At 71.4% G+C, this 25,584-nt stretch carries 24 protein-coding genes and 1 pseudogene; 13 read left to right on the top strand and 12 right to left on the bottom strand.

Annotated elements, in window-relative coordinates:
• The first annotated feature begins 6 nt into the window (after positions 1 to 6).
• Positions 7 to 1,158, top strand: a complete 1,152-nt coding sequence (locus ACIBVP_RS02820) for an ROK family protein (RefSeq protein WP_396104232.1) — start codon at positions 7 to 9, stop codon at positions 1,156 to 1,158.
• A 308-nt stretch (positions 1,159 to 1,466) separates the two neighbouring features.
• Positions 1,467 to 3,104, top strand: a complete 1,638-nt coding sequence (locus ACIBVP_RS02815) for an ABC-F family ATP-binding cassette domain-containing protein (RefSeq protein ID WP_396104231.1) — start codon at positions 1,467 to 1,469, stop codon at positions 3,102 to 3,104.
• Positions 3,105 to 3,132: 28 nt separating this feature from the next.
• Here ACIBVP_RS02815 and ACIBVP_RS02810 read toward each other — a convergent pair whose 3' ends face one another.
• On the bottom strand, positions 3,133 to 3,609 hold the full coding sequence (locus ACIBVP_RS02810; RefSeq protein WP_396104230.1) for a hypothetical protein: 477 nt from the start codon (positions 3,607 to 3,609) through the stop codon (positions 3,133 to 3,135).
• A 224-nt stretch (positions 3,610 to 3,833) separates the two neighbouring features.
• Between ACIBVP_RS02810 and ACIBVP_RS02805 the strand changes: the two genes are divergently transcribed.
• Positions 3,834 to 4,169, top strand: a complete 336-nt coding sequence (locus tag ACIBVP_RS02805) for a hypothetical protein (protein ID WP_396104229.1) — start codon at positions 3,834 to 3,836, stop codon at positions 4,167 to 4,169.
• 52 nt (positions 4,170 to 4,221) lie between these two features.
• A complete protein-coding gene (locus tag ACIBVP_RS02800; protein ID WP_396104228.1) occupies positions 4,222 to 5,217 on the top strand; it encodes a hypothetical protein in 996 nt (331 codons plus the stop codon).
• Positions 5,218 to 5,223: 6 nt separating this feature from the next.
• Here ACIBVP_RS02800 and ACIBVP_RS02795 read toward each other — a convergent pair whose 3' ends face one another.
• The 3 genes from ACIBVP_RS02795 to ACIBVP_RS02785 are packed head-to-tail and all read right to left on the bottom strand — an operon-like array spanning position 5,224 to position 6,656.
• Positions 5,224 to 5,550: an antibiotic biosynthesis monooxygenase gene (locus ACIBVP_RS02795; RefSeq protein ID WP_396104227.1), complete on the bottom strand. Its 327-nt coding sequence runs from the start codon at positions 5,548 to 5,550 to the stop codon at positions 5,224 to 5,226.
• Between the two features lie 36 nt (positions 5,551 to 5,586).
• A complete protein-coding gene (locus ACIBVP_RS02790; protein WP_396104226.1) occupies positions 5,587 to 5,769 on the bottom strand; it encodes a DUF397 domain-containing protein in 183 nt (60 codons plus the stop codon).
• Positions 5,769 to 6,656, bottom strand: a complete 888-nt coding sequence (locus ACIBVP_RS02785; RefSeq protein ID WP_396104225.1) for a helix-turn-helix transcriptional regulator — start codon at positions 6,654 to 6,656, stop codon at positions 5,769 to 5,771. The genes ACIBVP_RS02790 and ACIBVP_RS02785 overlap by 1 nt, the downstream gene beginning before the upstream one ends.
• Before the next feature lie 266 nt (positions 6,657 to 6,922).
• On the opposite strand from ACIBVP_RS02785, the gene ACIBVP_RS02780 reads away from it, so the two are divergent.
• From ACIBVP_RS02780 to ACIBVP_RS02770, 3 genes and pseudogenes are all read left to right on the top strand, one after another.
• On the top strand, positions 6,923 to 7,141 hold the full coding sequence (locus ACIBVP_RS02780; RefSeq protein WP_396104224.1) for a hypothetical protein: 219 nt from the start codon (positions 6,923 to 6,925) through the stop codon (positions 7,139 to 7,141).
• Positions 7,142 to 7,214: 73 nt separating this feature from the next.
• Positions 7,215 to 7,518, top strand: a pseudogene (locus ACIBVP_RS02775) (ATP-binding cassette domain-containing protein); the annotation flags it as partial.
• Positions 7,519 to 7,545: 27 nt separating this feature from the next.
• Positions 7,546 to 8,682 carry a DoxX family protein gene (locus ACIBVP_RS02770; protein WP_396104914.1) on the top strand — a complete coding sequence of 379 codons (1,137 nt, stop codon included), beginning with the start codon at positions 7,546 to 7,548 and terminating at the stop codon, positions 8,680 to 8,682.
• Between the two features lies 1 nt (position 8,683).
• Here ACIBVP_RS02770 and ACIBVP_RS02765 read toward each other — a convergent pair whose 3' ends face one another.
• Positions 8,684 to 8,968: a hypothetical protein gene (locus ACIBVP_RS02765; RefSeq protein WP_396104223.1), complete on the bottom strand. Its 285-nt coding sequence runs from the start codon at positions 8,966 to 8,968 to the stop codon at positions 8,684 to 8,686.
• Between the two features lie 83 nt (positions 8,969 to 9,051).
• Here ACIBVP_RS02765 and ACIBVP_RS02760 point away from each other — a divergent pair, with 83 nt between their 5' ends.
• Genes ACIBVP_RS02760 through ACIBVP_RS02745 form a run of 4 tightly spaced genes read left to right on the top strand, consistent with a single transcriptional unit; the run spans position 9,052 to position 11,438 of the window.
• Positions 9,052 to 10,125 carry a hypothetical protein gene (locus tag ACIBVP_RS02760; protein WP_396104222.1) on the top strand — a complete coding sequence of 358 codons (1,074 nt, stop codon included), beginning with the start codon at positions 9,052 to 9,054 and terminating at the stop codon, positions 10,123 to 10,125.
• 47 nt (positions 10,126 to 10,172) lie between these two features.
• Positions 10,173 to 10,724, top strand: coding sequence for a TetR/AcrR family transcriptional regulator (locus ACIBVP_RS02755; protein ID WP_396104221.1), 552 nt, complete (start codon positions 10,173 to 10,175; stop codon positions 10,722 to 10,724).
• The gene (locus tag ACIBVP_RS02750; RefSeq protein WP_396104220.1) at positions 10,724 to 11,011 is read left to right on the top strand and encodes a hypothetical protein; all 288 of its coding nucleotides are present in this window, start codon (positions 10,724 to 10,726) and stop codon (positions 11,009 to 11,011) included. Before ACIBVP_RS02755 ends, ACIBVP_RS02750 begins: the two co-directional genes overlap by 1 nt.
• 49 nt (positions 11,012 to 11,060) lie before the next feature.
• On the top strand, positions 11,061 to 11,438 hold the full coding sequence (locus tag ACIBVP_RS02745; RefSeq protein ID WP_396104219.1) for a DoxX family protein: 378 nt from the start codon (positions 11,061 to 11,063) through the stop codon (positions 11,436 to 11,438).
• Here the strand turns inward: ACIBVP_RS02745 and ACIBVP_RS02740 are convergent.
• The 4 genes from ACIBVP_RS02740 to ACIBVP_RS02725 form a co-directional block, all read right to left on the bottom strand.
• Positions 11,435 to 13,954, bottom strand: coding sequence for a PEP-utilizing enzyme (locus ACIBVP_RS02740; protein WP_396104218.1), 2,520 nt, complete (start codon positions 13,952 to 13,954; stop codon positions 11,435 to 11,437). The genes ACIBVP_RS02745 and ACIBVP_RS02740 overlap by 4 nt on opposite strands.
• Positions 13,955 to 14,208: 254 nt before the next feature.
• Entirely contained in the window at positions 14,209 to 16,461 is a 2,253-nt protein-coding gene (locus tag ACIBVP_RS02735) for a SulP family inorganic anion transporter (protein WP_396104217.1), read from the bottom strand.
• Positions 16,462 to 16,676: 215 nt separating this feature from the next.
• Complete coding sequence (locus tag ACIBVP_RS02730; RefSeq protein WP_396104216.1) at positions 16,677 to 17,087, bottom strand: hypothetical protein; 411 nt, start codon at positions 17,085 to 17,087, stop codon at positions 16,677 to 16,679.
• A 126-nt stretch (positions 17,088 to 17,213) separates the two neighbouring features.
• Entirely contained in the window at positions 17,214 to 18,677 is a 1,464-nt protein-coding gene (locus ACIBVP_RS02725; RefSeq protein WP_396104215.1) for a S8 family peptidase, read from the bottom strand.
• A 197-nt stretch (positions 18,678 to 18,874) separates the two neighbouring features.
• Between ACIBVP_RS02725 and ACIBVP_RS02720 the strand changes: the two genes are divergently transcribed.
• Complete coding sequence (locus ACIBVP_RS02720) at positions 18,875 to 19,840, top strand: YihY/virulence factor BrkB family protein (RefSeq protein WP_396104214.1); 966 nt, start codon at positions 18,875 to 18,877, stop codon at positions 19,838 to 19,840.
• A 107-nt stretch (positions 19,841 to 19,947) separates the two neighbouring features.
• Here ACIBVP_RS02720 and ACIBVP_RS02715 read toward each other — a convergent pair whose 3' ends face one another.
• Both ACIBVP_RS02715 and ACIBVP_RS02710 read right to left on the bottom strand, forming a co-directional pair.
• Positions 19,948 to 21,072, bottom strand: a complete 1,125-nt coding sequence (locus tag ACIBVP_RS02715; protein WP_396104213.1) for a VanZ family protein — start codon at positions 21,070 to 21,072, stop codon at positions 19,948 to 19,950.
• A gap of 14 nt (positions 21,073 to 21,086) precedes the next feature.
• Positions 21,087 to 23,090 (bottom strand): glycosyl hydrolase family 28-related protein, encoded by a 2,004-nt coding sequence (locus ACIBVP_RS02710; protein ID WP_396104212.1) that lies wholly within the window; start codon positions 23,088 to 23,090, stop codon positions 21,087 to 21,089.
• A 94-nt stretch (positions 23,091 to 23,184) separates the two neighbouring features.
• Here ACIBVP_RS02710 and ACIBVP_RS02705 point away from each other — a divergent pair, with 94 nt between their 5' ends.
• Entirely contained in the window at positions 23,185 to 24,006 is an 822-nt protein-coding gene (locus tag ACIBVP_RS02705) for an ornithine cyclodeaminase family protein (RefSeq protein WP_396104211.1), read from the top strand.
• Here the strand turns inward: ACIBVP_RS02705 and ACIBVP_RS02700 are convergent.
• On the bottom strand, positions 23,994 to 25,565 hold the full coding sequence (locus ACIBVP_RS02700; protein WP_396104210.1) for an alkaline phosphatase D family protein: 1,572 nt from the start codon (positions 25,563 to 25,565) through the stop codon (positions 23,994 to 23,996). The two genes, ACIBVP_RS02705 and ACIBVP_RS02700, sit on opposite strands and share 13 nt — an antisense overlap.
• Between the last annotated feature and the right edge of the window lie 19 nt (positions 25,566 to 25,584).

Here is a 25,584-nt window from a genome sequence, read left to right as displayed (position 1 = left end):
TAGCCCATGACTGGTCCCCAGGCCGCGCCCGACTCCCCCGGCGGCGTGCTGCAGTTGATCCGGTCCGGCGCCGCGGCGTCGCGGTCCGACGTGGCGAGGCTGCTCGGTGTGTCGGCGTCCACGGCGGCCGGCCGGGTGCAGGCGCTGATCGACCACGGCTACCTGCGGGAAGCCGGTGACGGGAAGTCCCACGGCGGCCGTCGGCCGCGGCGGCTCGCGCTGCGGGCGGACTCGGGTGCGGTGGCGGCGATCGACCTGGGCAGCCACCACGCGTCGCTGGCGGTCTTCGACATGTGCGGCGCGCTGCTCGCCGAGCACGAGCAGCCGGTCCGGATCGGCGACGGCCCGTCGGTGGTGCTGCCGCAGATGCTTGCGGAGGTGCAGCGCCTCGCCGAGCGGACGATCCCGTTGCGCGGCATCACCGTCGGGGTGCCGGGCCCGGTCGACGCCCGCACCGGACGGGTCGTGTCACCGTCGCGGATGCCGGGCTGGAACGGCGTGGACGTGCGCGAGGTGCTCGCCGCGCACACGGACCTGCCGGTGGTGGTCGACAACGACGCGAACCTCATGGCGGTCGGCGAGCACAGCGCCGACCCGGTGGCGCACCTGGTCTACGTGAAGGCGGGCACCGGCATCGGCTGCGGCGTCATCGCGTCCGGCAGGCTGCACCACGGCGCGGTGGGCGCGGCGGGCGACATCAGCCACCTGGCGGTGCACGGCCGGGAGGACGTCGAGTGCTCGTGCGGCCGCAACGGCTGCCTGGACGCGGTGGCGAGCGGCGCGGCACTGGTCCGCGACCTGACCGCGGCGGGCGTCACGGTGTCGGACCCGGCCGAGGTCGTCGAGCTGGCCCGCGACGCCCACCCGGTGACCACGCGCATGCTGCGTGAGGCGGGCCAGGCCACGGGCGAGGTCCTGGCGACGATCGTGAACTTCTTCAACCCGGACGTGCTGGTGGTCGGCGGCCAGTTCAGCCGCGCGGAACCGTTCGTGGCGAGCCTCCGGTCCACGCTCTACGAACGCTGCCTGCCGATGGCGACCGAGGACCTGCAGGTCGTCACGACCCGCACGGGCCGGCTGGCGGGCGTGACGGGGGCGGCGCACCTGATGCTGGAGTACCTGCTGGCCCCGGAACGCGTGAACGCGGAAATCGGCTAGAAGATCGGGTAACGCATCGGAGGGCAACGACGATCACCCCATTGAACCCCGAGGTGCTGGCGGACCCCCGACCTGGCAGCATCCCGGGGTTTCCCTGTGCTCAGGCCCGGTGTCGACCAAGGGAACCCCAGGGGAACGTGACGGCAGCCAGCCACCAACCACCTGCTCTCCGCACCGCCGCCGGGTCGGGACCAACACTTTGAAACGCGGGGAGGCGGGCTACCCCCCGACCTGGCAGCATCCCGGGGTTTCCTCATGTTCAGCCCTGGCAGTACCGCGGGGTTTCCTCATATCTAGGCTCGTCTCCGATGAGCGCAACACTGGTCGCCAAGGGGCTGACGGCGGGGCACGGGGACCGCGTCCTGTTCACCGATCTCGATCTCGTGGTCGCGCCCGGGGACGTCGTCGGGCTGGTCGGCGTCAACGGGGCGGGGAAGTCGACGCTGCTGCGGATGCTCGGCGGGGTCCGGGCGCCCGACGAGGGCACGGTCCGGCTGTCGCCGCCGACCGCGACCGTCGGGTACCTGCCGCAGGAGCCGGACCGCAGGCCGGACGAGGACGTTCGCGGGTTCCTCGGCCGCCGTACCGGGGTCACCGCCGCGCAGGCCGATCTCGACGTCGCGACCGCGGCACTCGCCGACGGGAAGCCGGGCGCGGACGAGGACTACGCGGTCGCCCTGGAGCGCTGGCTCTCGCTCGGCGGCGCGGACCTCGACGAGCGGATGGACGACGTGGTCGCCGACCTCGGCCTGACCGTGCGCCTGGACGCGGCCATGACGTCGCTGTCCGGCGGGCAGGCGGCGCGGGCGAGCATGGCGTCGCTGCTGCTGTCGCGCTACGACGTGTTCCTGCTCGACGAGCCGACCAACGACCTGGACCTCGACGGGCTCGCGCGCCTGGAGACGTTCGTGACCGGGCTGCGCTCGGCGACCGTGCTGGTCAGCCACGACCGCGAGTTCCTGGCGCGGACCGTGACCTCGGTGCTCGAACTGGACCTGCACCAGCACCAGGTCAACGTCTACGGCGGTGGCTACGACGCCTACCTCGCCGAACGCGAGGTGGCGCGGCGGCACGCGCGGGAGCGGTACGACGAGTACGCCGACACCAGGGCGTCGCTGGAGCAGCGGGCCCGCACGCAGCGCGCGTGGATGGACAAGGGTGTGCGCAACGCGCGCCGCAAGTCCTCCGACAACGACAAGATCGGCAGGAACAAGAAGATCGAGTCGACCGAGAAGCAGGCGGCGAAGGCACGGCAGACCGACCGGCTGATCGAGCGGCTCGAGGTGGTCGAGGAGCCGCGCAAGGAGTGGGAGCTGCGGATGGAGATCGCCGCGGCACCCCGCTCGGGCACGGTCGTCGCGTCGCTGCGCGGCGCCGTGGTGCGGCGCGGGTCGTTCACGCTGGGGCCGGTGCACCTGCAGATCGACTGGGCGGACAAGGTCGCGATCACGGGCGCGAACGGAGCGGGCAAGTCGACGTTGCTCGCCGCACTGCTCGGCAGGCTGCCGCTCGACGAGGGCACGGCCACGCTCGGGTCGGGCGTGCGGATCGGCGAGGTGGACCAGGCCCGCGCGCTGTTCACCGACGACCGGACGCTGCTCGCCGCGTTCGAGGCGCAGCTGCCGTCCGCGACGCCCCAGGACCTGCGCACACTGCTGGCGAAGTTCGGGCTGACCGCGGCGCACGTGCTGCGCCCGGCGGACAGCCTGTCGCCGGGTGAGCGGACGCGTGCCGCACTGGCGTTGCTGCAGGCCCGCGGCGTGAACCTGCTGGTCCTCGACGAGCCGACGAACCACCTGGACCTGCCCGCGATCGAGCAGCTGGAGTCGGCGCTGGCGAACTACCCGGGCACGTTGCTGCTGGTCACGCACGACCGGCGGATGCTGGCGGCGGTCCACACCACGCGACACCTGCACGTGGCCGACGGGGTCGTGACGGACGGGTGACCCCGGGGCCACCCGTCCGCGGTCCGCGTCAGCACATGGTCGTGGCCATCACGTCCGTCGGGCTCGCCCAGGAGGCGCACCCGTCGTAGGAATGCCCGTACCAGTTGTGCCCGAATTCGTGCGCGGCGAGGAGAGCGGGATCGTTCACCGCGCCCGGGAACAATTTGATCAGCTGACCGGCGCCGTAGTTGCAGCCGACGACGATCAGATTTCCGTGGACGTCCGTGGTCTCGATTCCGTCGGCGAGGAAGCCACAGTCGGTGATCGCGGAGTTCTGGCACCGCACGGGTGTGCCGCCGCCCTCCGTCACGTCGCCCCAGTAGTTGGCGCCCTGCCGGATCGGTCCTTCCCACCCGGCACATGACGACTCGATGTGGTACGACCAGGCCTGCGTCCCGACGTCCGCGGCCTGCCCGTCCGCCGCCTGCGCGACCGGCATCCCGAACAGCACGAACCCGACGACGGCGGCCGCCACCGTCAACAGTTTCACCACAAACCTCGACATCGCGTATTCCTTTTCATAGCAGGGGTCAAGAAACACAATGCGATGGAAATTGATTCCGAGGTCGAATACCCCGACCAACCGAACGTACTGAGCGGGAGAAATTCCCCACAACCCTACGAAGGTAGGGTCCACTGGTACGCCGGGGACTCGCAGAACGAGCGAGGCGCCGGTGAACCTGCTGCACTGGTGGTGGCGAACACCTACGACGAGGTTGGGAGCGCGCGATGACCGGCCATCCGGAGATCACCGAACTCGACACAGCGGCCAAGGAGCTGCTCACCGAGGCCCGAGGCCACGACTCCCGCCGCACCGCGCGCACCCTCGTCACGGGCACCGCCATGCGCGCGACCCTCATCGCTCTGTGCGAAGGCGCGTCGATGGCCGACCACGACGCCCCGCCCGCGGCGACACTGCAGGTCGTCGAGGGCCGGGTCCGTCTCCACACCCGCGACCGCGAGTGGGTCCTGGACGCGGGTCACCTGACGGCCATCCCCCACCAGCGCCACGGCCTCGCGGCCCTGACGGACGCCGTCGTCCTGCTGACCGTCTCGCTGCGCTGAACGTTTCCCGCCGGTTCACCCGGGGGCCGCGACCGGCGGCTAGGTTCCGCGCATGATCAACCGCCGGACATTCCTCAGTGGTGCCCTGGCCGGCGCGGCGGCCGTCGCGGTCGGGACCGGCACGGCCATCGCCGCGCCCGCCGCACGCCGCCGCGTGCTGGTCGCGACCAACGAGCCGTGGGGCACCTACCACGTCAGACCGCTGCTCGCCGAGGTCGCGCGGCGCGGCTGGCAGCTCACGCAGCTCGTGCCCGACTACGCGGGGGTGGCGCCGGGCGACCCCGTGCCGGTCGCGACGCCAGCCGACGCGCCCCGCGCGGACCTGCTCGTCGTCACCGGCGCCGGGGACTGGCCCGCCGACTGCGTCGACCGGTTCCGCAGGCTGCCCGTGGCCGCCAGTTCGCTCGCCTACCAGCGACCGGTGGAAGCGCCGCGTGCCAAGGAGATCCGGCCGCGGATCATCACGTCGTCGTCGCCCGCCGAGGGCCGGGCCTTCCGCGCCTACCTCGGCACGGGACGCCGCCCCACGATCGTCGGCTCACCGCAGACGGACAACCTGCCCACGCGGGCACCGGAACCGGACCTCGTGCTGGTGCTGACCAGCGTCACCCACCCGGACGGCACGGGCGGCGCGGCACCGGGCACCGAACTCCTGCTGGCGGCGGCGGAGAAGCTCGCCGCCGCCGGTAAGCGGATCCTCGTCGGCCTGCACCCGCGTGAGGACCGCACGCTGTGGGACGACTACGAGATCGCCGACGTCCCCTCGGTGACCGCGTCGGCGCGCGCGGAGGCGGCCATCGGCATCCCCGGCACGGTGTTCCCGCTGGTCGCGGCGGTCGGGACGCCGCTCGTCGGGGTCACCGATCCCGCCCTCACGGTGCCGGACTACCTGCTGGCGGTCTGCTCGTCGACGATCGACGACGCGGGCGAGGCAGTGGCCGCGATCGACGGCGCTCACCTGCCCGACGCGGCCACGCTGGCCGACGCGGTGGGGCCGGTCGGCGGGTCGGCACGCCGTCTGTTGAACGAGTGGGCTCGGGTGCGCTGATCACCGTCAGCGCGGGTCGCCGACCAGGGTGTCGGCGATCCAGGAGTCGCGGACCTCGACGTGGCGCAGCCCGCCGGACTCGGCGATGTGCCGGAACCAGGACACGGCCTCCGGGACGGTGTCGATCCGCGCCGCGGCTTCGTCCGCTTCGGCGCGGGTGCGCCAGACGAGGATGTCGAGCCAGGAGCCGTCCTCCTCGCGGGTGAGGAACGCGGCGACACAACCGGGGAACCGCTGCCGCAATGCGGTGATCATCGCGGGGCGCTCGGCGAGCAGGGTGTCCTCCGTGCCGGGCTTGACGGTGAAGCGGGCCAGTTCGATCGCCATGGTCATGCCCCGCACCCTAACCGGATGCGGGGCACACACCTGTCAGCGAAACCGCTTCACCGCAGCGAGAAACGCCACCCCCTGGGACTCGTCGAGCGTCAGCACGGGACCGGGGACGTTCTTGGAGTCACGGATGCTGAACGCCACCGCGCCGTGCGCGATCTCCACGCAAGATCCGTTCTGACCACCACTGAAGCTGGACTTGCGGAACACTGGCTCCCGCATCACTTCACCTCCCTCATCGCTCTCTCGATGATCCCACGCGAGGCTTTCTGGTCAGCCGCCAAAGCGTGCAATCGCGTGAGCGCCCGCCGATACTCGGCGATCTCGTCCGCCTTCTCGAAGTACTGCCCGCCAGTGAGCAACTCCAGATAGACGAGACCGGGATCGTTCTCCATCTCCGGCGGGAACGTCATCACCGTGAACGTGCCGCCGTCCTGCGCGGGAGTGGCGCCCGCCTCGAATGGGAGCACCTGGATGTCGGTCCTCGGACGCTTCGACATCTCCAGCAGATGCTTCAACTGGTCGCGCATTGCCTTGGCATCACCGCGCTGCCGGTAGAGAACCGACTCGTCGAGCACAGTCCAGAGGTGGACCGGATCCTCGGCCCGATCGAGGATCTGCTGCCGCCCAAGGCGAAGCTCCACGCCCTGCTCGAGCTGCTCGTCACTCAGGTCGGGATTTCCGCGCAGCACAGCAGTCGCGTACTCGCGGGTCTGCAGCAACCCGGGCACCACGACCGTGTCGAAGCTGTACAGCTCGGCCGCTCCTGACTCCAGTCCGAGGTAGAGGTCGAACCACTTCGGGGTCACGCCCGACAACGCGGTCCACCAGTTCCTTGCCTTGCGAGCGGCGGAAAGCAGCTCGCGCATGAAGGGAATCCGGTCGGCCTTGCCGTAGAGACCGAGCAGCAGCTCCAGGTCGGCGGCCGTGGGCAGCTGTCCGGACTCCAGGTTGCTGATGTGCTGGACCGTCCGGTCGAGTCGCTTGGCCGCGTCCTTCTGCGGGAGCTTCGCCTCCAGGCGCCACTTCTTCAGCGACAGCGCGATCGTCCGCTTGAACAGCGCCGGGCTCCCGGACCGGAGCGCGGGCGGGAGGGCTGTCTCGTGCACGCTGGTTCACCCCATCAGGCTACATATTTGAGCTTGCTATACTTGATTCAAGCGAGCTTAATTATAAGCGGACTTGGTCAACCGCCGATGCGGAATCTAACCGCGGACCCCGCGGCTCGAACACCAGGTCCGCTCCCCCTCCCCACCGGGTCTGAACTGGGCGAACGCAGCGGACGCGAGGCTTGGCGTGATCAAGTCGAGGCGATCGCTGCCGCACGGTTCACCCGATCGAGCGGACCTCGCCGCGTGACAAACAGGAGAAAACCATGCTGGGCGCGAGTCTTGTCGTGAGTTCGTACGTGATCATCAGGGAGGGCTGCCCGCTCGCGGTCAGCGTCGACGGACCCGACCAGGCACAGATCACGTGCGGGTGGCTGCCGTCGGACGCGTTCGAGTTCACCGTGTCGCGGTCGGCGTTGCGCGCACTGGTCGAACTGGCCACCGACGCGCTGCTGGAGATGGACCGGTACGCCGACCCCGAGTAGTTCCTGGGAGTTTCCTGGGAACCCGCGGCCGTTCGCCGAGGAACGCGCGCCGGTTCCCAGGAACCCGTCACCTGCCGTCGACGACCTCACGTTCACCGTCGCGCCCGGCCGGGTGACCGGGTTCCTGGGGCCGAACGGCGCGGGCAAGTCCACGACCATGCAGCTCGTCCTCGGGCTGGACGCCCCGACCGCGGGCGGTGTGACCGGTCCGCGGGAGGCGGTACGCGGACCTGGTGCGCCCGCTGCACGTGGTCGGTGCGCTGCTCGACGCCCGTGCCGTCCATCCCGGTCGCACCGCGGCGAACCACCTGCTCGCGCTCGCGCAGACCGCGGGCATCGGCAGGAAGCGGGTCGACGAGGTGCTGGGGCTCGTCGGTCGCGCGCTGTCCCAGGTGGACGCGACGATGAACCGGGTGCGGCTCCTGTGCCTGCTGGTCGGCGCCGGGCTGCTGGCGGTGGTCGGCTGGTTCTGGGTGCGGGCGGGCCTGCGCCCCCTGCGGCGGATCGAGGAGACCGCGGCCGCGATCGCGGGCGGCGACCTGTCCCGCCGGGTCCCGCCGACGACGGCCGACACCACCGAGGTCGGCAGGCTGACCGCGTCGCCGAACGGGATGCTGGCACAGATCGAGGCGGCCGTCGCGGCGCGGGCACGGTCGGAGGAACGGCTGCGCAGGTTCGTCGCGGACGCGAGCCACGAGCCGCGCACGCCGCTGGCCGGCATCAGCGGCTTCGCGCAGCTCTACCGGATGGGCGGCGCGGAGATCGACGCGACGATGGACCGCATCGAACGGGAGTCGTTGCGGCTGACAGGTCTGGTGGACGACCTGCTGCTGCTGGCCCAGCTCGACGAGCGGGGACTGTCGCTGCGGGGTGCCCCGACCCCGCGGCTGCCGCCGGAGGCGGCGGCGAAGGTGTTCGACCGGTTCTACCGCGCCGACACGTCCCGCACCCGCGACCAGGGCGGCGGCGCGGGCCTCGGCCTGGCGATCGTGTGGTCGCTGGTCACCGCACACGGCGGCGAGGTGGCGCTGGAGACGAAACCGGGGGCACGGCACCACGTTCCGGGTGAGCCTGCCGACGGAGCCGTGATCTGCTTCACGTTCGGTTACCACGTCTGGCGCGGCCGAGTCATGAGGTCGAGAACGAAGGAGAACCTCATGAACCTCGCGCTGTGGATCACCACCGGCCTGCTCGCCGCGGTCGCACTACTCGGCGGCATGACGAAGTCGTTCCTGCCCAAGGAGAAACTGGCCGCGTCGCACGGCGGGGAGTGGACCGCGGGCGTCAGCACCGGCTTCGTCAGGACGCTCGGGGTCCTGGAACTGCTGGCCGCGGTAGGCCTGACCGTGCCTGCCGTGGTCGACGTGGCACCGGTCATGGTGCCGGTGACCGCCGTCTGCTGGATCCTGCTGATGGTCGGCGCGATGGTCACCCACGGCCGCCTCGGTCAGTACAAGCTGGTGCTGCTGAACGTGGTGTACCTCGGGCTGGCGGCGTTCATCGCGTGGGGCCGGTTCGACCTCGCGCCGTTCACCGCGTGAGTCAGCGGTCGCGCATCGAGCGGCGGATCTCCTCCAGCTTGTCGAGCCCGGCCTTCCTGCGCGCCTCGAACTGGTCCTCGACGGCTTTGCCCTCGGGCGTGGCGTCGGCCAGTTCGGCGGCCCCGATTTCCGTGTTCACCCGGTTCTCGATCCGGTCGCGCACGTAGTCGAAGGTCGGGACGCCTCCCTCGGTGTAGTCGCTGGGTGGCACCACCGGGGGCGGCGTGTCGAGCGCCTTGCTCTCCTCGACGATCTCCGCGTCGATCGGTTCCTGGTCGCCACTCATGTCGCCTACTCCGTTCGCCGTAACGGTGCCGAGCCTACCCGCGAATCCCCCAATACGTTCCGTGTTCGAACGGGGGTTGCTCGATGAGGAGTGCGTTTCTCGTGGTCGTGGTCATCGCGGCGACGTTGCTCTGCATGCCGCGGGCCATGGCCGACCCTGCCTCGTTCACGATCGACGACACGTCACCGGAGGTCAGCGCCGACGGCACTGTGTCGCTCCTCGTCACCAATCTGACCGACGAGGACCTGGACATCGTCATCAGGCCGCGTAGGCCGGACGCGGGCTGTGGACTCGTCGCCCAACCGGACACGCTCCCCCGCGCCCAGCCGACGACGGTCACGATCACGATCCCCGAGACGTGTCCCGTCCCGGACGCGGGCCTGCGGCTCCTGGTGATCGCACCTGCGACCCAGGTGGACGTCCTCGCCAAGGCGCCATCACCGGCGTCCGCGTCTTCCTGGTCCGTGCTTTTGGTGTTCCCCGCGGTGTTCGTGTTGTTCGCCTCGCTGGCGATCATGCTCTGGCGACGTCAGATGAGAGCCCACGAGGAGGACGAACTGCCCTATCTCGACGCGGCGTGGTCCTTCAAGGACAGCTGGGCAGGCAACGTGACCGTCATCGGAGGCTTGCTGACCGGAGTGGTGGGCTCGTCGGATGTCGTGAAGGCGCTCCTCGGTGCGGATGCCGACCAGTCGATCGCACTGGCCACGGTCGGCGCGGCGATCGCGGTCGCGTTCGTCGCCGCCGCACCTGTCCTTTTGCTGGCCACCAAGCGGAACAAGGTGTTTCGTGTTTCGGGGTTGTTCGCGGCGGCGACCCTGACGTTGTCCGGTGCGGTGGGCGAGTTGGTGGTCGTGACCGAGTCGGCACGCGCGCTCGACCTCGACGGCTGGCAGAACGTCGTGTGGCTGCCGTGCCTCGCGGCCGTCGTGTTGCTGCTCGTCTACTCCTACCGAACGGTCCACCAGACCGTCGCCGACGGCACCACCGCCCCGCCACCCGCACCGGAATCCGATGCGATTCGGGCGGCCAAGCTCGTCGTCGCGGCGATCCGGCCGGGTGATCAGGAACTCAGGACTCGTCTCGCGGAGACGGCCGCGGCGGTCACCGCGCTCCCCAAACCACCCGGTACCCGCAGAGTCTCCGGGTCGATCTGACCCGGAGACGCTTGCCGAGCGTATTTCGAAACGGTAGCGTTTCGTTTATGGCACCCCGACCACGGAGCGACGTTCGCGAAGAGGCGATCCTCCTCGCCACCATGGCGGTCCTGAGCGAGATCGGCTACGACCGGCTGACGGTGGAAGCGGTGGCGGCCAGGGCGAACGCCAGCAAGGCGACCGTCTACCGCCGCTGGTCGCACAAGGCGCCGCTGGTGACGGCGGCCGTCAGCCGGTACGCGGGCACCGCGCTCGCGACCACCGAACCGACCGGCGACCTGCGCACCGACCTCCTCGCCCACCTCCGCGCGCTGCGGGAGAGCCTCGTCGCTCAGGACGCCGCGCTCGTCCTCGGGCTGCTGAGCGCCATGCGGCACGACCCCGAACTCGCGGACACCGTGCGGCGGGCCGTCTTCGAGCACAAGCGCGAGGCGTTCGCCGCGCTGCTGCCCGAGAGCGCCGACCACGAGTGGCTCGCCGAGCTGACCTCGGCCGCCCTGCTGTCGCGGCAGCTCGTCACCGGTGACCCGCTCGACGACCACTTCCTCGCCAAGCTCGTCGACACCGTCCTGCTCCCCCAGCTCCAGGAGAAACCCTGATGTGGCACACGATCCTGCTCGGTCTGTTCGGCGGACTGCTGGCGGGCAACGCACTCCCCCACTTCGTCCGCGGCATCACCAGACGGGACTACCCCTGCGCCCTCGGCAACGGGCCGATCCCGAACCTGGTCGCCGGCTGGCTGGGCTTCGTGCTCGCCGCGCTCGCGCTGCGGTGGGCCGACTTGCCGACGCACCCGGTCGCCGCGTTCGCGTCGGTCAGCACGGGTGTGCTGCTGATCGGCCTGTTCCACGCGGGGCCCGGCGCGTTCGGCCGCCGTCCCGCCTGAGCGGCGCACGTCACTGTCACGCCAGGCGTGCCGCCGGTGACTCGTGTGCATGAACATCGCACTGTGGATCGTCGCCGGCCTGCTCGCCACCGCGTACCTGGTCGGCGGCGGCGGCAAAGTGATCATCCCGAAGAACCGGATCGCCGCCACCGGACCCAGCGCGCACTGGGTGGAGGACTTCAGCGGCGGTGCTGTCAAGGCCATCGGCACGCTCGAGGTCCTCGGCGCCATCGGCCTGATCCTGCCGGCCGTGCTCGACATCGCGCCGGGGCTGGTGCCGGTCGCAGCCATCGGGCTGGCCATGATCATGGTCGGCGCGTCGATCACCCGCATCCGGCGGCAGGAGTTCCGGTACCTGAGCGCCGACCTGGCCTACCTCGCCGCGACGGTGTTCGTGGCCGTGGGGCGTTTCGCCGTCCCGGCCTAGTGCGCGGTCATGGGTGCCGGGGCGAGAACCAGCACGTCGCCGGTGGTGCCGTCGACGCGGACCAGCGTGCCGGGGGCGAGCCGCGCGGCGGCGTCCCTGGCACCGGTCACGCACGGAATGCCCAGCTCCCGAGCCACGACCGCCGCCCGCGACAACGGGCCACCGAAGTCGGTGACGATCGCGGCCGCCGGACCGAACAGGGCGACGCGGCCCGCGTCCGCCACCCGCACGACCGCGATCTCGCCCGGTTCCACGTCCGCCTTGTCGTCCGCGAGCACCCGGACCAGGCCCTCCGCCACGCCAGGGGACACGCCGATCCCGTACAGCTGCTTGCCTTCCGGCACCGGGTCGACCGCGGCCTCCGGGCGCCACGACCCGGTGACCACCGCCGGCATCCGCACCTTCCGCAGCCGTTCGCCGTCGGCGCGGCGGCGCTCGATCCGCCGCAGCGCGTCCGCGGGCGGGCTGAGCAGCTCGTCGAGCGTCAGGTAGAACGCGTCGTCGACGTCCACGAGACGGCCGGCGCGCACCTGCCTGCCGCCCCACTCACGCACGACCGCACGCAGCTCGTCGGTGTACCGGACCGTGGCGTCGACGGCCACGTCACGCTGCCTGCGCCCCGCGATCGCCAGCCTCTCCAGCACCGTCCGCTTCGCCTTCACCGGTGTTTCCCGCGCGGGCTCCGGAGTGTCCTCCTCGGACGTGACAGGCTCGGCGGTGTCGTCGGCGGTGTCCTCGGTTTCCTTCTCCACAGGCGGTTCCGGTGCGGCGGGCGGTTCCGGCTCCGGCCGGCGGGACGCGCTCAGCGCCGCCGTGAACACCAGCTCGGGACGCTGCCCGAACGGGACGCCGGACAGCTCGGTCTCGCACGGTCCCCGGTGCCCGATGCGTGCCAGCACCGCGTCGAACGCGGCCCCGAACTCCGGCGACTTCTGCCGCACCGCGTCGATGTCGCCCCACTCCGCGAGGCCGCGCAGGTCGTCGTCGGCGCGCAGCAGCTCGGCCAGTTCCGTGACGGCCGGGTAGACGGGTTCGTGCTCGATGTCCACGCCCCGCCCGAGTGCCGCGATGTCGGCCTTGGCGCGCTTGCGCAGCGGGGCGCCGAGGAAGTACGCGACGAACTGGCCGAGCCGCGTGAGCGTCCAGCCCTCGCCGAGCCGGTCCCGCAGCAGCTGGGCCCGCACGACGAGCGCGCCGTCGGACAACGTGGTCACGTCCTCGACCCGCTCGGCCACCGCGGCGGCGGCGAAGTCGCGCACGGACGTCCGGTAGCGCCGGGCCATGCCCGCGAACCGGACCCACGCCCCCAGCCGCGTGACGATCCCCCGCTTCGCGGGCCGCTCGTCGGGGAACAGGTCGGCGTCGGCACGCGGGCCGATCAGCTGGTCGGTGACCGTGTCCTCGTGCCAGCCGGGCGGCGGGGCGGCGGCGAGTGCGGACACCCCGGCGTACAGGTGGTGGCCGAACACGGCGTGACCGCGGCTCGCCCACTCGTCGGCGACCGCGGCGGGCAGGCCGAGGACCTCCGCGAGGGTGCGGCCCGCCGCGCGCAGACCGGCGGTGTGCACGTCGATCGACAGCGGCGTGAGCGGGCCGGGGAACAGCTCGGCGGTCTGCTGTGCGGCGAACACCGGGTAGCGCGGGTCGATGCGGTCGTCCATCTCGACCGCCATGCTCGGCAGCGACACGGACGTGAGCGCGGTGCCGTCCTCCGGCTGGCGGCGACGTGGCGGGACGTGCACCGGGATCGGCAACCGGACGGCCGACGCGACGGCGCCGTTCTTGGTCAGCTTGCGGCCGCGGGCGCCACGGGCCAGGTCCGCGAGCACGTCCGCGGACGACCAGCCGCACTCGAAACCCCAGTCCCGCGCGCTGCCCTTGCGGTCTGATGTGGACATCGCGGGGTGGGCCGGGATGCCGCGCGCCGACACCCCGCGCAGCACCTCACGCGCGGCGCCCGCGAACACGACGTCCTGCGCGGCGAGCGCGACGACGCCGACCCGCTCGCCGGTGATCGCGTGCAGCAGGAAGCGCACCAGGTCGTCGTGGTGCAGCAGCCGCCACGGCGTGTCCTTCGGCGCGGTCAGGAGGGTCGCGGCGGTGCGGCAGGCCTGCCAGTCGAGCAGCCTGCCGCCGAGCGGGGCCGTGCGGATCACCACGTGCCGGGGGCCGCTGTCCCGCACGACCTTGTCGGCGTCGGCGGCGTCCGGGCCGTGCGCGATCGGCGCCACGAACAGGATGCCGTGCCGTGCCGCGGCGGTCGCCAGCCTGCGCAGGGCGGGGATGCCGCCGGAGCCGGGCACCTCGCGTTCCACCGGCGACAGGTGCACGACCACGTCCGTGCCCGCCACCAGCGACTCGGCGGTCGCCGCGTCACCGGCGGTGAACGCCACCTCGGGCGGCAGGTCGGGGTGGGCCTGGTCGCCCACCCCGATCAGCTCGTGCCCGGCACCCGCCGCCGCGCGCGCGAACACACGACCGAGGTCCGACGTGACTCCGCTGACGAGAACGCGCATCGTGGCCCCTTCCCGCGCTCTGCCCTCACCCACCCGGCGGGGACGGTACACGCGCAGTAACAGGGGCTCACATCGACCTCACCCTCCGAAATCGTCCTGTGACCTCGTAGGTGATGCGGCCGGCGGCCGAACCGGACGTGCCGCGCTGTGACGAGGAGTGGAGCCGGTCACCCGCCAGGGTGAGGGCGGGCCCGGTGATCTCCGACCCGCTCCGCCCGCTGATCCGCGGGAACGGCGCCACCACGTCGTCCGGCCTAGTCGACCGAGTGTCCAGTGTGGACGGACGCAGGGCCGAAGTCGCCCGTTGCCGGGTCGTGGAGGTAGACCCGGGCCGCGGCCACGTCGAAGTACATGCCGATCAGCCGGAGCCTGCCCGCCGCCAGCGCGGTGGCCACCGTCGGCTGTGTGCGCAGGCGGTCCAGCTGCGCGAGCACGTTGTGCAGCGCGAGCCGGTCCCACTCCGCGGCCGGGACGTGTCCCTCGATCGTCGGGTGCGGCCGGGTGCCGAACCGGTCGAGGCTCGGTGTCGCGTGCCGCAGCCACGACTCCAGCGCGGGCGTGCCCGCGGGCAGGCCGCTCACCAGCGCCTTCATCGCACCGCACGACGAGTGCCCGCACACGACGACCTCCCGTACGCCGAGCGTGCCGACCGCGAACTCCGCGGCCGCGGCGACGGAGCCGTCCGTGCCCACGAGGTTGCCGAGGTTGCGCACGGTGAACAGGTCGCCCGGCCCGCTCGAGGTGATCACGTTCGGCACGATCCGCGCGTCGCCGCAGGCGAGGAACATGGTCGACGGGGCGTGGGCGTCCGCGAGCCGTCGCAATGTGGGCCGCATCAGGCGTGCCACGTTCCGTTCGTACTCGGCCGTGCCGCGCAGCACCGACGGTGGCGCGGACCGCTGCGGGGGCACGACGGGGCCCGCCGTGGCGCGCTGCCATTCCGACCACGGCGCGAACCACCTCGGCACCGCCCGGCGCGCCGCGGACTTGTGGACCGTCGGGTTGCCCGCCTTGCCGTGCGCGAACCAGGGATGTCCCAGCTCCTCGACGACCACCGTGCCGCCGCCGCGCTCGTGTGCCTGCTGCCAGCTGGACAAGGTCTCGAACGCGGCGTGGTCGAGGTAGTCGACGACCAGTTCGAGCGTCACCATGCCCCCCGCCGGGATCGTGCCGAGCACCGACGACAGGCGCGGGATCGACAACGCGGACAGCGCGCCCTCGACGACGATGCGCCACCCGTCGCCGTCGCGTTCCGCGCGGATCCCCGACCACAGCAGGCGGCGCAGCGTCAGCAGCACCGCGACGCCCAGGCCGATCAGCACGCCGTACATCAGGTCGATGGCGACCACGCCGAGCAGGGTGGCGAGGTACACGAGCAGGTCGCCGTGCTGCCGGACCTCCCGGATCCGGCCGAGGTCGACGAGCTTCGCGCCGATGTAGACGAGCAACCCGGCGAGCGCGGCGAGCGGGATCTCGCGCAGCAACCCGGAGAGGAACACCACGAACAGGAGGATCCACACGGCGTGCAGCACCGCGGCCGCGCGGGTGCGCGCGCCGGACGCGACGTTGGTGGAGCTGCGGACGATCACGCCGGTGACCGGCAGCCCGCCGAGCGCGCCGGACGCGAGGTTCGCGGCGCCCTGGCCCATCAGCTCGCGGTCGAGGTTGGCACGTGGGCCGGCGTGGAGCTTGTCGACGGCGACCGCGGACAGGAGGCTCTCCACGCTCGCGACGAGCGCGATCGTGATGACGGCGAGGACGAAACCGGTCCAGTCGCCGTCGGGGAAGGTCGGCACCAGCTCGAGGTGCAGCAGGTTGCCCGGCACGTCCACGCGGTCGAGCGTCAGGCCGGTGACGACGGTCAGCACGGTCGCGCACAGCACGGCGGCGAGCGGGCCGGGGAGCACGCGCACCCTGGCGGGCAGCCGGCCCCACAGCAGGAGGACCGCCAGCGTGACGACGCCGACCGCGGCGGCGGCCCGGTCGAAGCCGGCGAGTTGCGCCGGGAGCTCGACGAGGTTGGCCACGGGCGAGGTCTGGGTGTCGCCGCCGAGGATGACGTGCACCTGCGCCAGCACGATCGTGACGCCGATGCCCGCGAGCATGCCGTGCACGATCGCCGGTGAGATCGCGAGCGCGGCCCTGGCGACACGGCTCGCACCGAGCAGCAGCTGTACGGCGCCGGCGAGCACGGTGATCGCGCAGGTGGTGGTCCAGCCGAACCGTTCGATGGTCTCGGCGACGATGACCGTCAGGCCCGCGGCCGGGCCACTGACCTGCAGTGGTGCGCCGCCGAGGAACCCGGCGACGACGCCGCCCACGACGGCGGCGGTCAGGCCGGCGACGATCGGCGCCCCGGACGCGAACGCGATGCCCAGTGAGAGCGGGACCGCGACGAGGAAAACGACGAGAGAGGCAGGGAGGTCGTGCTTGAGGTTGTTTCCGGCGCAGGACGGCCACCGTCTCCGTGGCGGGGGCAGGTCCTGACCTGACGAGGGCTCGATCATTCGCGACTCCGTGATCTGGCAGCGATACGCGGCGAGGGATTCGGTCGAGGCCCGATTGGCCTGATGCGAGCAAGGAAACCCGAGAACCGGGTGTGTTGTCCGCTACAGGAAAGATGTCCGGATACGCATCAGTGGCGGTTGAGCTGGCGCTTCCCGGAACGCGTCACCGGTGCGCGTGAACGGAAGTCAACCTGATCCAGTGATGGAGTCACGACTCACGGCCGGTCGAGGTCGTCGACGACGGTCGCGTTGCCCCGCGTGTCGTAGGCGATCGTCGCCACGGTGCCGACGGGCAGGTGGGTGAAGGCGCGTGCCTCGGCGCGGAGCACCCGGCCCGCCGCGTGCGCCTCGAAGGTGTGGGCCTGGACCGTGCGGTTGCGGATGCGGGTGGCGGTCGCACGGGAGGAGACGAGCCGCGCGGTGGTGCGGGCGCCGGAGACGATGAGCGCCTCCCGGCGGGCGTCGGCACGCTGCCAGCGCAGCAGGAACACCAGCAGGGCGATGAGCGCGAGGAGCGCGATGACGCAGGAGACGACGACGAACACGGGCGCGAGGGCGGCGACCAGACCGAACAGCACGACCTGTCCACCCAGGACCACGACCACGACCCGCCGCTCGGCACGCATGCCGCCGACAGTGACCGAGCCGGGCACCGTAATCAACGCCCTGCCCAAAGGTCCGCCCCAACGCCCTGAAAGACGCTCCCGGGACACTCCTTGTCCCGAAAGCGTCTTTCAGGGCGGTTCAGCCGGTCAGCGGGTCACCGCGTCCAGGGCGTCGACGACGCCGAGGCCGTAGAAGCCCGTGCCGCTCGGCCCGCCCTGGCACGTGGCCAGGAACGCACCGGAGCCGTCCGGGTCGTACACGCCCTCCGGGCACGGGAGCCGGTCGGCGTCCAGGCCGAGCGCCGCCTGCACCTTGGGTGCCGACCAGTCCTGGTGGGTGCTGCGGATCAGCGCCACCACACCGGCCGCGTGCGGCGAGGCCATCGAGGTGCCCTGCGAGTAGCCGTAGCCACCGCCGGGGATCGTCGACAGGATCCGGCCGTTGCGGGACGGAGTGTCGGCGACCTGACGCGAGTCACCGCCGGGAGCGGCCACATCGGTCTCGATGACGCCGTAGTTCGAGTAGAAGGACTTGCGGATCTCCGGGCCGATCGCCGAGACACCGACGAATCCCGGCAGCTCGGCGGGCAGGTCGAGGCACTCGTTGCCGACGGTCCGCTCCACCGGCGTCCCGTTGTTCGGGCTGCCGGTGTCCGTGATCTCGTGCGAGAGGTCCCAGTTGCTGTTGCCGAGCGCAGCCACGTTGACCACGTCATTGCGTGCCGAGTAGTCGACGGCCCGCCGCACTGCCTCGATCACCGCCGCCTGGTCCGTGTCGTTCTTGCACCACAGGAACCACGGGTCGATGAAGTAGGAGTTGTTCGTGACGTCGATGCCGTTCTCGGCCGCCCACACGAACCCGCAGATGGCGTACTCGGGGTAGATGAACCCGTTGTCGTCGACGACCTTCACCGACGCCAGCCGCACGTTCGGCGCGACACCGGCGACACCGATCCCGTTGCGCGCCGCGGCGATGGTGCCCGCGACGTGCGTGCCGTGTGAGCTGGTGGTCGGCGCCCACGCGGCCGGGGACGTGTCGGGTACGCCCTCGTCCGTACAGCCGACCGACTTCGACGCGTCCAGGTTCGGCGCCAGGTCGGGGTGGGCCGGGTCGATGCCGGAGTCGAGCACGCCGACGAGCACCGAGCGGCTGCCGCCGGAGATCGCGTTGGCCTGGTCCGACCTGATCGCCCGCACGCCCCACTGGTTGGCCTCGAGCGGCTCAGCCGCGACCGCGCCGGCGGCGGGCGCCGTCGCGGCGGCGGTGGCCACCGCGTCGATCTCGGCGAGCATGCCCTGCTGCTCGGACGCACCGGCCGAACGCGCCGCCGCCTGGTCCAGCTCCGCCAGGTTTCTGGAGGCACCGGCCCCGGCGACGCCCGGCTTGCCCCGCACCTCGGACGCGAAGTCCGCGCTGGTCGACGTCGCGATCACGACCCCGATCTGGGGCCAGCTCTGCAGCACCTCGCCGCCCGCGGCACGGATCGACGCCTCGGTATTGCCCAGCGAGCCGTGCTGCGGCCCGAGCACGACGAAGTGCGCCGCGGGCCCGTCCTGCGCGACGGCCGGGGACGCGGTCGCGGCGGTGACACCGGCAGCGGACACCGCCACCGCCGCCGCGACTAATGCTCGGAAGGAAGTTCTTCGCACTTGGTACCTCCATCTGCGCGTTCCACCTGGTCCCCGCCGGTCTGGCGGGGCCGTGGAACGGCCGGATGCACGCAACCATCCGCATCGCCGCAGATCAAGTCCCCGTTCGGGGGGTTCTTCGGCACGAGCGGTTGGTTCAGTCAGGTGCATCGACCGCCATGACGGGTAACCGCGTTGTCGACACGATGCGGCACGAGGAGGACGCCATGCGCACCGAGACGCCCACAGACCTGCCGAAACACGCGTGGTGGGGTGCGCTGAAGCGGACGTTCGCCGAGTTCGTGGACGACAACCTCCCCGACTGGGCCGCCGCGCTCACCTACTACTCCGTGCTGTCGCTGTTCCCCGCGGTGCTGGTGCTCGCCAGCCTCATCGGCCTGGTCGGCGACCCCGACAAGCTCGTGGAGAACCTGCGGCAGTTCGCGCCGAGCCAGGCGCAGGACACGCTCGTCGACGTGGTCAGGCAACTCGCGGGTTCGACGTCGGTCGCCGGCCCCCTCGCGATCATCAGCCTGGCGAGCGCGCTGTGGGCCGCGTCCGGCTACCTGGGCGGGTTCATCCGCGCGTCCAACGCGATCTACGAGGTCGAGGAGGGCAGGCCGATCTGGAAGACCGTCCCGCTGCGGATCGCACTGACGATCACGATGATGGTGCTGCTGACCGCCACCGCCCTCGGCGTGATCCTGAGCGGCGGCATCGCCGACCGCGTCGGCCGTGCGGTGGGCCTCGGGTCCACGGGCATCGTGGTGTGGAACATCGCGAAGTGGCCTGTGCTGGCGGTGCTGATCAGCCTCGCCATCGCCATCCTGTACTGGGCGGCGCCGAACGTGCGGCAGCCCGGGTTCCGGTGGGTCACGCCGGGCAGCGCGATCGCGGTTCTCGTGTGGGCGGCGGCGTCGGCCGGGTTCGCGGTCTACGTCGCGAACTTCGCCTCGTACAACAAGGTCTACGGGTCACTGGCCGGTGTCGTGGTGTTCCTGGTGTGGCTGTGGATCTCGAACCTGGCGATCCTGTTCGGCGCCGAGTTCGACGCGGAGCTGACGCGCGGCAAGGAGGTCGCCGAGGGCCTGCCCGAGGACGAGGAGCCGTTCCTGCCGCCACGCGACACACAGGCCATGGACTGAGCGCCCGGGGGCGGCCGGTCGTTCCCCGGCACGGGCCCTACCGGCGATAATATCGGACATCTATATAGCTAATAGCTGTTTGTGGCAAACGCGATCGGCGAGCCGGGCTATGAGGTGGAAGTGCTTGCCACGGAAGGGTTCCCGGCCACGACCGCCACGTTCCGCGTCCGGGACAGGCGTTCGTACGGCGCGGGTTCGTCACCGAAGAAGACCGCCAGCGGGGTCCACACGCCGACCACGAACAGCGACACCAGCAGACCGGCCGGGATCAGGAGTTGTCGCGGTGAGCCGAGAACGTCCCACCGGTCCACCGTCAGCGCCAGCCACACCAGCCAGAGCGGCGACAACAGCACCCCGTTGCGCACCAGCCACGACAGCGGCCCCGCCCGGCGGCCGTCGGCGCGTGCCACCCGCAACAGCATGGCCCGCTTCCCCGGCGTGCCGTCGGCCAGCACCGGCACCGCCCAGAAGTAGCCCAGGGCCAGCACGGCCACGACCAGACCGCGTGACACGTCGATGCCGAACAGCTTCGCCGAGCCCAGCACCAGGACCACGAGCACCCCGAACGCCACCGCGTCGGTCAACAGCGCCAGTACGCGACGGCTGGCGGTCACGCGCGTCGCGTAGCGGCGTCGGTCGCGGACCGGGTCGAGGTTCGGCAGCACCCGGATCAGCGGGCCCGCGACGACCCAGCCCAGCGCGGCGCCCGCCGTGTTCAGGACCAGGTCGTCGACGCTGAACAGCCGGTACGCGCACGGGTAGATGAACCACAGCCCGGTCAGCTGGGTCAGCTCGAAGAACAGCGACGCCCCGAAGCCGAGACCGGTCGCCGCCAGGAACCGGGTGCCGGACAGGTACCGCGCGAAGAAGCTGAGCGGCGCCAGCAGCACCACGTTCAGCGCGGTGCTCCCCAGCGCCGGGTTCAGCCACGTCCCCGACACCCGCGCCCGCGTCTGGAGCACGTCGACGAAGTAGAACGGCCGCAGCTGGGGCGTTGACGCGTACGACTGGCCCGCGCAGTACTCCCCCGGGTTCGCGGGCAGCGGCACGATCGTCTGCATCAGGGCCGCGAGCAGGTAGAAGAGGAAGCAGTAGAAGACGAGCGTCGTCCACCCACCCGCCCGGCCGCGGCGGCGATAGGACACCACCGCGACCGGGAGCATCACGATCAGTGCGAGCAGCGGGAAGACCGTCAGCGCCGTGGTGACCGGCAGCAGGTAGGTCTCGAACACCCGCTACTAATACCTCACCACTCCGACGGCGGCGGCGGTGGCACGACCGGCGGGCGATCGTCGCAGGTGACGGTGTTCGGGAGCATCCAGGGCAGCAGCCAGCCACCGTCGTTGCCGCCCGCGTCGGTCACCGTGAACTCCGAGCCCGTCGCCGGGAAGTTGAACGAGCCGCAGTTGTTCACACCGATGGCGCCCACGTTGCGCGCGTCGGTGTTCTCGAACGTCACGCCGCCCATCACGCGAGCGCTCAGCACGGACGTGCCCGTGCCGTCGATCCTCGTGTCGGTGAACCGCACGCCGCGGATCGAGTACAGGTCCTTCACCGGCCAGTCGCTCACGAACATGATCGCGTTGTAGGTGCTGTCGAGGAAGTGGTTGCCGGTCACCCGTATCGCGGCGTCGATGTCGCGGTCCAGCGCGTAGAACCAGATCGCGCCGAGGCCGATGTTCCAGTTCAGCTCGTACGTGCCCGCGCGGACCGTGGTGTTGTCGGTGATCCACGCGTGTCCGGTGAACGGCCGTGCGCCGAACCGCGACCCGACGTGGATGCCGCTGCCCTCGCGGACCGGGTCGGCGACCAGGTTGCGCGACACCGTGTTGTCGGTCCCGCCGTACAGGGCGATGCCGTTGGCCAGTACGGGCGTCTGCACGGTGTTGTGGTCGAACACGTTCCTGGCGTTCTGCTGGTGCTCCGCCCACATGGCGAGACCGTCGTCGCCCGTGTTGCGCACGAAGTTGTTCCGCACCACCGAGTCCGTGACGCCGACGTGGAAGTTCAGCGCGTCCGCGATCTGGTCGGTGATGATGTTGTCCTCGACGACGGTGCCCGACATGGGCCCGTCGAACCACAGGCCGACCTTGGTGTGGTGGAGGTACAGGTCGCGGATCGTGGAGTCGCTCATCGCGCCGCCGATGCCGTTGACCTGGTCGGTGTCGATGCGTTCGCGGACGTCGCCTTCGATGGCGAACCCGCGCAGGTGCACGTTCGACGAGCCGCCGTCGGCCGCGTCGCGGCCGTAGAACCCGACGCCGGTGTGGACGGAGCCGTCCGGTGCGGGCGGGTCGAGCGCGACCGCACGGCCCCTGACGACCGTGTGCCAGTTGCCCGCACCGACGATCGTGACGTCGTCGACGATGATGTGCCGGTTCACCTGGAACTCCCCCGGCGGCAGGTACACGGGGACGTTCAGGAACCGGGCCAGCGCGATGGCGCGTTCGAGCGCGGGCGCGGCGTCACGGCGGCCGGTGGGGTCCGCGCCGAACAGCCGAACGTCGAGCGCCCTCTTCTCGACGTGCGGCCGCCCGACCAGTTCGGAGCCGAGCAGGTCGATGACCGTCCACGCGGCCCGGTCCGTGGCGGTGAGCCGGATCGTGTCGCCCGCGCGGTAGGTGCGGCCGAGGCGCAGGCGCTGCTCGTCGTAGAAGTGCGTGGGGCGGAACGGTTTCGTGATCACCGGCGGCGGGTTCGTCTGCGACGGCACGCAGGCGCACTCGGTGATCCACCAGTCGGGATGCAGGAGGTCGGCGTTGGGGTCGTTGGTGAACGGGTACTGGTTGTAGAGCCACGCGTACCGCGACGTCAGCGTCATCGTGGCGCGGTGCTCGCCGTCGACCGCGACGCGCAGCGGCGCGGTCGTGCCGCCGCCGTTCGGCGCGTCGGGGATGCTGTACCGGACGGTGACCGCGTTCGCGTCCGCGGGGAGCGTGAACTCGACGTGCTGCCCCGGTGCGAGCCGGACCGCGGTGCGGCCGGACGCCTCGGCGGGCAGCGTGTAGGCGGTCCGGTCGGGCCCGATGACCGTGCCGTTCGTGGCCGCGTTCTCGGCCTCCTGTTCGAGGAACGCGACGTCCGCGCCCCGGCCCGCGACCAGGTGCGGCGCGAGCGCGGCCCGTGTGACGACCGGTGCCACCGCCCGTGCCACCGCCCGTGTCTCGGCCCGTGTCTCGGCCGTTGCCGCCACGTCTCCCACACCCAGGGCGACCACCGCGCCCACCACCAGCAACCGTCTCCATGTCACGGCCGGACCGTAACCCAGATCACATCGCATTGCTAGATACTTGCGCTGATCAGTCGAAAAATTGCATGACTCGCTCGGCGACTACGGTCGGGGCGTGCTGCCGTTCCTCGATCACCACCAGGTCATGGCCCTGACCTACGCCGGAGCCGTCCAGGCCCTGCGTGACGCGTTGCTGGCCGGTCTCGACGTGGACGCCGACCCCGCGCGGACGGTCGTGCCGGTGCCCGCAGGCCAGCTGCTGCTGATGCCGTCGTCGGGTGCCCGGTACACGGGCGTGAAGCTGGCGACGGTGGCGCACGAGGGCACGCCGCGGATCAAGGGCGTGTACGTGCTCATGGACGCCGCGACCCTGACCCCGCTCGCGCTGCTGGACGGCCCGGCGCTGACCACGCTCCGCACCCCGGCGGTCTCCGCGCTCGCGGTGGACCTCCTGGCGCCGACGACCCCCGCCCGGCTCGTGGTCTTCGGCAGAGGTCCGCAGGCCCACGGCCACGTGACGGCCACACGAGCGGTCCGGGAGGTGACCGGCGTGACCTTCCTCGGCAGGGGAGACGACCCGGCCCCGGTCGCCGAGGCCGACATCGTCTGCTGTGCGACGACCGCCCGCACTCCCCTGTTCCCCGCCCGCCTGGTCCGTCCCGGCGCGACGGTGGTGGCGGTGGGCTCGCACGAACCCGACGCCCGTGAGCTACCGGCGGAGTTGATGAGGACGGTCGTCGTCGAGTCGGTCCCGACCGCACTGCGCGAGGCCGGTGACGTGATCCTCGCCGGGACGACGGACCTGATCCCCCTCGCGTCGGTCGTCCGGCACGAGATCACCGTGCCGGACGACCGTCCACGCGTGTTCAAGAGCGTCGGCATGGCCTGGGAGGACCTGGCCGTGGCCGCCGCCGTCTACGAGGCTCAGGCCTCCTGAACGCCCGGCACGCGGTCCTCGACCACGAAGCTCGCGCGTGTCGACACCGGGGCGCCCGGCTGCTGCACGTACGGCAGCACCCGGAAGTCGCTCTGCCACCGTTCCCGGTTCACGTTCACCCGCACGTACCCGCGCTGGGCGTTGAAGAACTTCATGTGCGGGTTGGCGGCCATGAACTTCACGCCGTCGTCGTTCATGTCGGCGCCGTCGCCGCCACTGGTGATCGACGTGCCGACGAACTCCGTGGCGACCGTGGGCGAGTTCGGGTCGGCGAAGTCGCGCTTGAGGTCCCACGCGTAGTTCTGGTGCCGGTCACCCGTGATCACCACCAGGTTCCGCACACCGCGGTCCTGCGCCGCCGCCAGCACGCGGTTGCGGTCCGCCACGTAGCCGTCCCACGGGTCGTACCACACGTCGACGGCCGGGCCCGGGTCGCGGTCGGTCTGGCCCATCGGGGCCTGGTTGCCGAGGATCTGCCAGCGCGCGTTCGACCGGGAGAAGCCGTCGACCAGCCAGTCCCGCTGCGCCGCGCCGAGGAGTGTCCGGTCGTCGTCGAACCGGTCGGCACAGTCCACGCCGCCACCGTCGCCGCACGGCTGGTCGTCGCGGTAGGTGCGGGTGTCGATCATCGTCAGGTCGGCGAGCTTGCCGTAGTACAGCCTGCGGTGCATGCGGATGTCCGGCCCGGTCGGCATCTGGGCACGGCGCAGCGGCAGGTTCTCGTACATGGCCTGGAACGCGTCCGCACGGCGCTTGCGGAACACGGCCGGGTCCTGGTCGGGCTCGGTGTCGGCCTGTGAGAGGTCGCCCGCCCAGTTGTTCTCGACCTCGTGGTCGTCGAACGTGGTGATGAACGGGTGCATCGCGTGCGCGTTCCGCAACGGTGCCTCGGTCTTGTACAGCGAGTACTGCAGCCGGTAGCGCGCCAGGTCGAACGTCTCGGTGTGGAAACGCGGATCGGTGACGACACCGCGCCGGTTGCTGCGCACGCCGTACTCGTAGAGGTAGTCGCCGAGGTGGACCACGAAGTCGAGGTCCTCGGCCGCGATGTGGTCGTACGCGGTGAAGTACCCGTCCTGCCACGCCTGGCACGACGCGAACGCGAAGTTCAGCTCACGCGGGTTGGAGTGCGGCGCGGGCATGGTCCTGGTGCGGCCGACCGGGGACAACTCGTCACCGGCGCGGAACCGGTAGAAGTACTCGCGGTCCGGCGCCAGGCCGTGGATCTCCGGGTGCACCGAGTGACCCAGTTGCGGGGTGGCGACCGCGCTGCCACGCCGCACGACGCCGCGGAACCCCTCGTCGACCGCCACCTCGTACTCGACGCGCACCGGACGGTCCGGCATGCCGCCCTTGCCGTCCACGGCGAACGGGTCGGACGCGAGGCGGGTCCACAGCACGACGCCGTCCGGTGCGGGGTCGCCGGACGCGACGCCGAGCGTGAACAGGCCACCGGCCCTGGGTGCCGCGAACGCGCCTGCCGCGTTCCACGCGCCGGTGCCCAGCAGCACCGCCGCCGCACCCGCGCCGCCAAGCCCCAGCGCCCGTCGTCGGGACATGGGTGTGTTCAAGACGAAC

This window comes from Actinophytocola sp. NPDC049390, from assembly GCF_044466355.1.
Classification (GTDB): Bacteria; Actinomycetota; Actinomycetes; order Mycobacteriales; family Pseudonocardiaceae; genus Actinophytocola.
Note: the sequence above shows the minus strand (reverse complement) of the source record. Positions and strands in the feature narration are given on the sequence as shown.

Bases quoted from the DNA above. Each gene is read 5' to 3' on its own strand.
- ACIBVP_RS02820 (WP_396104232.1), top strand. From the start codon at position 7: ATGACTGGTCCCCAGGCCGCGCCCGACTCCCCCGGCGGCGTGCTGCAG.
- ACIBVP_RS02815 (WP_396104231.1), top strand. From the start codon at position 1,467: ATGAGCGCAACACTGGTCGCCAAGGGGCTGACGGCGGGGCACGGGGAC.
- ACIBVP_RS02810 (WP_396104230.1), bottom strand. From the start codon at position 3,609: ATGTCGAGGTTTGTGGTGAAACTGTTGACGGTGGCGGCCGCCGTCGTC.
- ACIBVP_RS02805 (WP_396104229.1), top strand. From the start codon at position 3,834: ATGACCGGCCATCCGGAGATCACCGAACTCGACACAGCGGCCAAGGAG.
- ACIBVP_RS02800 (WP_396104228.1), top strand. From the start codon at position 4,222: ATGATCAACCGCCGGACATTCCTCAGTGGTGCCCTGGCCGGCGCGGCG.
- ACIBVP_RS02795 (WP_396104227.1), bottom strand. From the start codon at position 5,550: ATGACCATGGCGATCGAACTGGCCCGCTTCACCGTCAAGCCCGGCACG.
- ACIBVP_RS02790 (WP_396104226.1), bottom strand. From the start codon at position 5,769: ATGCGGGAGCCAGTGTTCCGCAAGTCCAGCTTCAGTGGTGGTCAGAAC.
- ACIBVP_RS02780 (WP_396104224.1), top strand. From the start codon at position 6,923: ATGCTGGGCGCGAGTCTTGTCGTGAGTTCGTACGTGATCATCAGGGAG.
- ACIBVP_RS02770 (WP_396104914.1), top strand. From the start codon at position 7,546: ATGAACCGGGTGCGGCTCCTGTGCCTGCTGGTCGGCGCCGGGCTGCTG.
- ACIBVP_RS02765 (WP_396104223.1), bottom strand. From the start codon at position 8,968: ATGAGTGGCGACCAGGAACCGATCGACGCGGAGATCGTCGAGGAGAGC.
- ACIBVP_RS02760 (WP_396104222.1), top strand. From the start codon at position 9,052: ATGAGGAGTGCGTTTCTCGTGGTCGTGGTCATCGCGGCGACGTTGCTC.
- ACIBVP_RS02755 (WP_396104221.1), top strand. From the start codon at position 10,173: ATGGCACCCCGACCACGGAGCGACGTTCGCGAAGAGGCGATCCTCCTC.
- ACIBVP_RS02750 (WP_396104220.1), top strand. From the start codon at position 10,724: ATGTGGCACACGATCCTGCTCGGTCTGTTCGGCGGACTGCTGGCGGGC.
- ACIBVP_RS02745 (WP_396104219.1), top strand. From the start codon at position 11,061: ATGAACATCGCACTGTGGATCGTCGCCGGCCTGCTCGCCACCGCGTAC.
- ACIBVP_RS02740 (WP_396104218.1), bottom strand. From the start codon at position 13,954: ATGCGCGTTCTCGTCAGCGGAGTCACGTCGGACCTCGGTCGTGTGTTC.
- ACIBVP_RS02735 (WP_396104217.1), bottom strand. From the start codon at position 16,461: ATGATCGAGCCCTCGTCAGGTCAGGACCTGCCCCCGCCACGGAGACGG.
- ACIBVP_RS02730 (WP_396104216.1), bottom strand. From the start codon at position 17,087: ATGCGTGCCGAGCGGCGGGTCGTGGTCGTGGTCCTGGGTGGACAGGTC.
- ACIBVP_RS02720 (WP_396104214.1), top strand. From the start codon at position 18,875: ATGACGGGTAACCGCGTTGTCGACACGATGCGGCACGAGGAGGACGCC.
- ACIBVP_RS02700 (WP_396104210.1), bottom strand. From the start codon at position 25,565: ATGTCCCGACGACGGGCGCTGGGGCTTGGCGGCGCGGGTGCGGCGGCG.